At 71.9% G+C, this 3191-nt stretch carries 3 protein-coding genes; all 3 read right to left on the bottom strand.

All coding sequences use genetic code 11. The features are described 5' to 3' along the window. Positions 1 to 42: 42 nt before the first annotated feature. Complete coding sequence (locus V7067_RS12595) at positions 43 to 1023, bottom strand: MDR family oxidoreductase (protein WP_334176251.1); 981 nt, start codon at positions 1021 to 1023, stop codon at positions 43 to 45. A gap of 83 nt (positions 1024 to 1106) precedes the next feature. Next, positions 1107 to 2090 (bottom strand): DnaJ C-terminal domain-containing protein, encoded by a 984-nt coding sequence (locus tag V7067_RS12590; RefSeq protein WP_334176250.1) that lies wholly within the window; start codon positions 2088 to 2090, stop codon positions 1107 to 1109. A gap of 513 nt (positions 2091 to 2603) precedes the next feature. Beyond that, the coding region (locus V7067_RS12585) for an RT0821/Lpp0805 family surface protein (RefSeq protein WP_334176249.1) at positions 2604 to 3191 on the bottom strand (588 nt) is incomplete at its 5' end.

Genomic DNA, 3191 nt, shown 5'->3' with positions numbered 1-3191 from the left:
GCCGCGTCGCGTCATCCGGCACCGCGACCGGTGCCCGCGCCGTCAGGCGACGCGCACCGCCACGCGGCCGCGCACCTTGCCGGCCAGCAGGTCGCCGGCGGTGGCGATGACATCCTCAAGGCCGATTCCGTGGGTGATGAGGTCCAGCGCGGACGGGTCGAGATCGGTTGCCAGCCGGCTCCACGCCTCCAGCCGGTCGGCCTTGGGCCGCATGACGCTGTCGATGCCGGCCAGCGTGATGCCGCGCAGGATGAACGGCGCGACGGTGGCGGGAAAATCCAGCCCCTGCGCCAGACCGCAGGCGGCCACCGTGCCGCCATAGCGCAGCGAGGCGCAGACGTTGGCCAGCGTGTGGCTGCCGACAGTATCCACCGCGCCGGCCCAGCGTTCCTTACCGAGCGGCCGGCCGGGGGCGGAAAGCTCCGCCCGGTCGATGATGGCAGCGGCCCCGAGGCTGGTGAGAAAAGCGGCCTCCTGCGGGCGGCCGGTGGAAGCAACCACCCGGTAGCCGAGCTTCGACAGCACTGCGATGGCCACCGTGCCGACGCCGCCGTTGGCGCCCGTCACCAGCACCTCGCCGTCGCCGGGTTTCACGCCGTGCTTTTCAAGCGCCAGCACGCACAGCATGGCGGTGTAGCCGGCCGTGCCGACGGACATCGCCTGCCGCGGGCTGAACGCCGCGGGCAGGGGAATGAGCCAGTCGGCCGAAACGCGGGCACGGGTGGCAAGGCCGCCCCAGTGCTTTTCGCCCACGCCCCAGCCGTTCAGCACCACGCTGTCGCCGGGGCGGAAGGCGGGGTTGTCGCTTGCCGCGACCGTGCCGGCAAAATCGATGCCGGGCACCATGGGAAAGCTGCGCACCACCGGGCTGCTGCCGGTGATGGCCAGCGCATCCTTGTAGTTCAGGGTGGACCACGCCACGTCCACCGTCACATCGCCGGCCGGCAACTGGCCGTCGTCGATGTCGGCGAGCCGCGCCGTCTGCCCGCCGGCGGTCTTCTCGATCAGGATGCCCCGGATCATGCTTGGTCTCCTCCCCGTCTGGTGCGGTTTGCGGGCGGTATGCCGGTTGCCGGCGCCTTTTCCTTGCCGGGCACAGCCGGCCTTCAGTCGAAGGCCGGGCCGCGCACGCTGTAGGGCTTGCTGTCGCGCCAGCGCTGCATCAGCGCTTCAAGCTCCGGGTCCGTTTCGGCCGGAAGCTGGATGCGCGGCGTCACCAGCAGGTCGCCGTGTCCGCCGGTCTTCACCGGCAGGCCCTTGCCGCGCAGCCGCAGGGTGCGGCCGGCGCTGGCGCCGGGCTTCAGCGTCAGGTCGACGGCCCCGGAAAGGGTCGGCACCCGCACCTTGCCGCCGAGCACCGCTTCGTAGAGCGTGACCGGCACATCGATCAGCACATCGCCGCCCTCGGCGCGGAACAGCGGGTGGGGCGCAAAGGCCACCACCACCCAGGCATCGCCCGGCGCGCCGCCGAGCGGGCTGGGATTGCCCTGCCCCTTGAGACGGATGCGCTCGCCGGGCTGCACGCCCGCCGGCAGCGACACATCGAGTGTGCGCCCGGTCGGCAGCGTCACACGCGCCTTGTGGCCGGCGGCCAGATCCTCCAGCGAGACCGTGGCGGTGACCGTCACATCCTCGCCGGCCGGCGCCGCACCGCCGCGCGGCCCGGCGCCCGCGCCGCGCGCCCGCCCGCCGCCGCGGGCGGCGCCACCCAGCATTTCGCTCAGAATCGAATCGAGATCGACATCCTCGCGCCCGCGTCCGCCGCCGGAGCGGAACCGCGACGAGCGGAACCCGCCCGCCGCCCCGGCTGCGCCGGGGTCGAAGCCGAAGCCTTCAAAACCCTGACCGCCGAAGCCCTGCATCCGGGGCTTGCCCTCAGCATCGATCTCGCCGCGGTCGAACTGGCCGCGCTTGTCCTTGTCGCCCACAATCTCGTAAGCCGCGCTGGCTTCGGCAAACCGTTCCTGCGCGTTGGGGTCATCCTTGTTGCGATCGGGGTGAAGGCGCTTGGCAAGCTTGCGATAGGCCGCCTTGATCTCCGCCTCGCTTGCCCCCCTGGCAACCCCCAGAACCTGATACGGATCCCGCATGAAACACTCCCGCCTCGGCGGCGCCGGGCCTGCCGTTCAGCACCCTGCCGCCTGCTGCACCGCGTCCCCCCGGTCTTGCAGGGGCGGTGCGACCTGATCTCTCAAAGCCTTTGCCGGCCGCGCACAATGCCTGTCGCGGCCGGTCGGCCAGCCTTCCGGTTTGTCGCGCCGGCGCGGCGCGGATGCAAGGCCAAAGCCCGTGCGGGCCCCTGCAGGCACCCCCTGTGGCGATGACCCGGTGTGGACGGTTCGCGGGTGTGTCCGATCCCGATCCCCGGGAGGACAGCCCCGCCCGCATCCGTCCGCCGGCGTGCAACGACCGGCCCGCAGCAGGAGGAGAACTGCCGGGGAACCGGAAGACCGGCCGGGCCGCCGTCCCCGCACACCTCGTGCGGGACAGGCGGCACGAACCTGCCGTGAATATAGGAAAGCTAGGAATAAATGCCAGAGCCGGCCGGGATTCTTTTGGCGCCTGCCCGGCCGCGCCCGCCAGCCCGCCGGCCTGTCAGTTCGTCAGTCCGTCACGGGGCCGTCGCGGCCGGCGCCGAGCGGGGCGAGGCCGGCCACCATCCAGCGTCCGTCGGTCTGCCGGCAGGCGATGCCGTGCATGGCGCGCACGCCGTCCACGGCGTTGACGGTGGTGTCGAAGGTGCGGCACGGATCGTCGCCCAGCCGCGCCACGGTGACGATGTTGGTGAGGCTGCCCTGCGCGCCGCTTTCCGGGTTGGACCAGCGCAGCGGCCCCTTGTCGGTCAGCGACAGGGCCGAGCCGATGGCGGTGAGGTCGCTGGTGGCAAGGCCGCTGCGGGCGGCATAGATGGCCGGGCCCGTGGTGCTGGCGGTATCGACGTCCGCCTCGTCCGGGCCGAACGGCAGGCCCATGGTGGTGCAGCCGGCGAGAAGCCCTGCCAGCGCCAGCCCGCCGCAGACGCGCACAGCCGCCATGGCAGCCCCGCGGACGCGTCCGCGATTCAGGCTCTGGCCGTTCTGCCTGTTCCGGGCGTATGGATGGGCGAGGTTGTTCACGAGAGACCCGAGCACCATGTCGAACGAGTTCGAGCGTCCCATGCCCGAGTTAATGAGCGGTGACTTCTCTGCCGC

The organism is Pseudoxanthobacter sp. (assembly GCF_036822375.1).
Taxonomy (GTDB): Bacteria; Pseudomonadota; Alphaproteobacteria; order Rhizobiales; family Segnochrobactraceae; genus Pseudoxanthobacter.
This window is presented reverse-complemented; position numbering and strand designations above follow the sequence as displayed.

What these genes read in the sequence shown, in the direction of transcription:
- V7067_RS12595 (WP_334176251.1), bottom strand. Translation starts at nt 1,023, where the DNA reads ATGATCCGGGGCATCCTGATCGAGAAGACCGCCGGCGGGCAGACGGCG.
- V7067_RS12590 (WP_334176250.1), bottom strand. Translation starts at nt 2,090, where the DNA reads ATGCGGGATCCGTATCAGGTTCTGGGGGTTGCCAGGGGGGCAAGCGAG.